Here is a 264-nt window from a genome sequence, read left to right on the forward strand (position 1 = left end):
GCGGAGGCGAGGCCGCCGATCTTCCCGCCGTTGACGCGGTGGGAGAGTCCCCAGTCCGCGATCGAGTTGATGTTGGAGACCGCGTCGCCGATGCCGGCCCGCACGAAGCGCGCCGGTGCCTCGCGGATCACATCGAGGGCGATGACGACCGCGATCGGGTTCGGCACACCGTAGGAGCCGCGGCCCGCGTCGTTGTCGAGGGGCGCGACGGGCGAGCACAGGCCGTCGTGCGCGAGGTTGGTGGGCACGGCGACCAGCGGGAGG

The 264-nt window shown here is 72.7% G+C and carries 1 protein-coding gene; it reads right to left on the bottom strand.

The annotated features are described in order from the left end of the window. Positions 1-264: iron-containing alcohol dehydrogenase (locus KVT44_RS56225; protein WP_217577018.1), on the bottom strand; the 264-nt coding region annotated here is incomplete at both ends.

Source organism: Streptomyces sp. GbtcB7, assembly GCF_019091445.1.
Classification (GTDB): Bacteria; Actinomycetota; Actinomycetes; order Streptomycetales; family Streptomycetaceae; genus Streptomyces; species Streptomyces mirabilis.